Origin of the sequence: Sulfitobacter sp. HI0129 (assembly GCF_001635395.1) — a bacterium.
Lineage (GTDB): Bacteria > Pseudomonadota > Alphaproteobacteria > Rhodobacterales > Rhodobacteraceae > Sulfitobacter.
This window is the reverse complement of record NZ_LWGH01000236.1, coordinates 1-3,875: the sequence shown is the minus strand read 5'-3', so window position 1 is coordinate 3,875 and position 3,875 is coordinate 1. Positions and strand designations below refer to the sequence as shown.

The 3,875-nt window shown below is 60.9% G+C and carries 4 protein-coding genes; all 4 read right to left on the bottom strand.

The features are described 5' to 3' along the window. Nucleotides 1-1,444 (bottom strand): ABC transporter substrate-binding protein (locus A3764_RS04040; RefSeq protein WP_067951222.1); only part of this gene is annotated, 1,444 nt, incomplete at its 3' end. Nucleotides 1,445-1,534: 90 nt separating this feature from the next. Beyond that, nucleotides 1,535-1,807, bottom strand: a complete 273-nt coding sequence (locus tag A3764_RS04035) for a DUF2160 domain-containing protein (RefSeq protein ID WP_067928064.1) — start codon at nucleotides 1,805-1,807, stop codon at nucleotides 1,535-1,537. A gap of 24 nt (nucleotides 1,808-1,831) precedes the next feature. Then, on the bottom strand, nucleotides 1,832-2,698 hold the full coding sequence (locus tag A3764_RS04030; protein ID WP_067928066.1) for a carbohydrate ABC transporter permease: 867 nt from the start codon (nucleotides 2,696-2,698) through the stop codon (nucleotides 1,832-1,834). A gap of 1 nt (nucleotide 2,699) precedes the next feature. Beyond that, nucleotides 2,700-3,569, bottom strand: a complete 870-nt coding sequence (locus A3764_RS04025) for a carbohydrate ABC transporter permease (RefSeq protein ID WP_067928069.1) — start codon at nucleotides 3,567-3,569, stop codon at nucleotides 2,700-2,702. Between the last annotated feature and the right edge of the window lie 306 nt (nucleotides 3,570-3,875).

The window sequence follows — 3,875 nt, the reverse complement described above, 5'->3', positions numbered from 1 at the left end:
CCAGCTTCGGATAGTCCGGAACGTTGGTGCCGGTGGGCGACCACGCAACGCGCGCAGGTGAACGGTAGAACTCCACCAGACCGCCCAGCTTGTCCGCACGCTCGGTAAAGCTGTCATGCTGCACCGTGGACTCGCGGATGAAGGTCAGGCCGACGTGGGACTTCTTCACATCCACCGTCTTGGAGGTGACGAACTGCGCGTAGAGCCATGCGGCCTTGGCGCGATCCACCGGGGTGGACTTCATCAGCGTCCAGGAACCGGCATCCTGATACCCGACCTTCTGGCCTTCTTTCCAGTAAACGCCATGCGGGCTGGGTGCCATGCGCCACTTGGGCGTGCCATCCTCGTTCATCACCGGCAGGCCGGGCTTCACGGTGTCGGCGGTGAAGGCGGTGTACCAGAACATCTGCTGAGCGACGTTGCCCTGCGCGGGGATCGGACCGGCTTCGGAGAAGGTCATACCCGCGGCTGCCGGGGGCGAATATTTCTCCAGCCATTCGATCGCCTTGGTCACCGCATAGACCGCCGCGGGCGAGTTCGTCGCACCGCCGCGTGCCACACAGGAACCGGTGGGCTGGCTGTTCTCGTTCACACGGATGCCCCATTCATCGACCGGCAGGCCGTTGGGTTCACCCACGTCTCCCATGCCGGCCATGGACATCCACGCATCGGTGTAGCGCCAGCCGAGCGACGGGTCCTTCTTGCCGTAGTCCATGTTGCCGAAGACTTCGCCCTCGACACCCATGTGGCTGAGATCACGCCCGGTAAAGAATTCGGCGATGTCCTCATAGGCAGACCAGTTGACCGGAACGCCGAGTTCGTAGCCGTACTTCTCCATGAAGTCGGCCTTGTTCTTCTCGTCGTTGAACCAATCGTAGCGGAACCAATAAAGGTTCGCGAACTGCTGGTCCGGCAACTGATAGACCTTGCCGTCCGGGCCGGTGGTAAAGCTGAGACCGATGAAATCATCGAGATCGAGCGTCGGCAGGGTCACGTCGCTGCCCTCGCCCGCCATCCAGTCCGTCAGGTTGCGCGCCTGCTGATACCGCCAGTGGGTACCGATGAGGTCCGAGTCGTTGATGTAGCCGTCGTAGATGTTTTCGCCCGACTGCATCTGCGTCTGCAGTTTCTCCACCACGTCGCCTTCGCCGATCAGGTCGTGTGTGACGTTGATCCCGGTGATGGCGGTGAAAGCGGGTGCAAGCACCTGGCTTTCGTATTCGTGTGTGGTGATGGTTTCGGAAACGACCTTGATGTCCATGCCTTCGAAGGGCTTGGCGGCATCGACGAAGAACTGCATCTCCGCTTCCTGTTCTTCGCGGGTGAGCGTTGACAGGCCGTCGATCTCGTTGTCGAGGAACTCCTGCGCCGCCTCCATATCCGCAAAGGCAGGACCCGCGAGGATCAGCAGCGCTGCCGTGGTTGATCTGAGGTTGAGGTTCATTGTTGGTGTCCTCCCTTTTTGAACCGTTTGTCGAGGATGTGGTCGAAACGTGGGCGGGCGTCCTCTGCACCCGTCACGCTTTCCCGATCGTCAGACCCAGCGGAACACCGCCGCGGCATAGACCAGGCAAAGCAGAAGCGCATAGGGCTGCCCCTCCCCCACGAGGCCGAGCCACGCGAGGTTGATGAAGGCCGACCCCAGCAAAGTGATGAACAGCCGGTCCCCGCGGGTCGTCTCGATCCGCAGGATGCCGGTGCGAGGCGTTTCGGGAAACTTGATCGCGAGGATCGTGAAAGTGATCAGCAGCCCCGCGATGACGGCGAAGAATATCGCGGTGGGCCATGTCCATGCCATCCAGTCCATGAAACGTTCCTCCCTCTTGCTGGCTCAGACGCGCCCCAGGGCAAAGCCCTTGGCGATGTAGTTGCGGACAAAGTAGATGACCAAGGCGCCCGGCAGGATCGTCAGGATGCCTGCTGCGGCCAGCACGCCCCAGTCGATCCCGCTGGCACCCTGTGTGCGCGTCATGATCGCGGCGATGGGTTTCGCATCGACCGTGGTCAGCGTGCGGCTCAGCAGCAGTTCGACCCATGAGAACATGAAGCAGAAGAACGCCGCGACGCCGATCCCGCTCGCGATGAGCGGCATGAAGATCTTCACGAAGAACCGGGGGAAGGAGTAGCCGTCGATATAGGCTGTCTCGTCGATCTCCTTCGGGACGCCGCGCATGAACCCTTCGAGGATCCAGACCGCCAGCGGCACGTTAAAAAGCGTATGCGCCAAAGCCACCGCGATATGGGTGTCGAACAGCCCCACCGATGAATAGAGCTGGAAGAACGGCAGCGCGAAGACCGCAGGCGGCGCCATCCGGTTGGTCAACAGCCAGAAGAACAGGTGTTTGTCGCCCATGAAGTGATAGCGCGAGAACGCATAGGCGGCAGGCAATGCGACGGCGAGGGAAATGATCGTGTTGATCGTCACGTAGATGATCGAATTGACGTATCCCATGTACCACGCCGGATCGGTCAGGATCGTAGCGTAGTTGTCAAAGGTCAGATCGCGCGGGAACAGGGTGAACTCGTTCAGGATCTCCGTGTTCGTCTTCAGGCTCATGTTCAGCAGCCAGTAGATCGGCAGCATCAGGAAGAGCAGATAGAGCGTCATCACGACGACGCTGGTCTTTACCTTGAACCTGCGCCGGGTATTGCTGCCCTGCGCCGTCAGATCCTCTGGTATCGCTGTCGCGTCCGTCATCCTACATCCCCTTCCGGTCGAGGTTCGTCATCACCGTGTAGAACACCCAGGAAATCAGCAGGATGACGAGGAAATACATGATCGAGAAGGCCGCCGCCGGGCCAAGGTCGAACTGGCCGAGCGCCATCTTCACTAGGTCGATGGACAGCAGCGTCGTGGCGTTGCCGGGGCCACCGCCCGTCACGACGAAGGGTTCGGTATAGATCATGAAACTGTCCATGAAACGCAGCAGGATGGCGATCATCAGCACGCCCATCATCTTGGGAAGCTCGATGAAGCGAAAGACCTTCCAGCGGCTCGCCTGATCGATCTTGGCGGCCTGGTAATAGGCGTCGGGGATCGATTTCAGCCCCGCATAGGCCAGCAACGCCACCAGCGAGGTCCAGTGCCAGACATCCATGACCACAATGGTCACCCATGCCGCCAGCACGTCCTGCGTGTAGTTGTAGTTGATCCCCAGCGCATCCAGCGTATAGCCCAGCAGCCCGATATCGACCCGCCCGAAGATCTGCCAGATGGTGCCCACCACGTTCCATGGGATCAGCAGCGGCAGTGACATCATCACGAGGCAGAAGCTGGCCCAGAACCCCGATTTCGGCATGTTCAGCGCCACGAAGATACCCAATGGCACCTCGATCGCGAGGATGATGCCCGAAAACATCAGCTGGCGCCCCAGCGCGTCCCACATACGTTCGGAGGACAGCATTTCCTCGAACCATTCGAGCCCGGCCCAGAAGAACTGGTTGTTCCCGAAAGTGTCCTGCACCGAGTAGTTGACCACCGTCATCAGCGGAATGACCGCGGAAAAGGCCACCAGCAGCAGTACCGGCAGGACGAGGAACCATGCCTTTTGGTTGACTGTCTTTTCCATCAGGCGGCTCCTCTGCGGTTGGCTGGGTAGTGCGGCAGGCTATGGGGTGATTGCTCCTGCATTGTGGGCGTTACCCCGCGGGAGCCGAAAGTTACCTGGCGCGCCCGCGCCATGCCCGACCTCCCCCCCGGGAGGGCATTCATGCGGTACCCGGCGCGTGCCCGGCGTTCGTTATTTTGTAACGCTACCGACGCACCAGGCATTCTCGGCCTCCCTAGGTCGGGCATGGCGCTTATCTGCCGGTGTGTCCTCGAGGCGGACGAAGCTGCGACGGCTCGGAGCAAACGAACGCTCATGCCGCCCCCC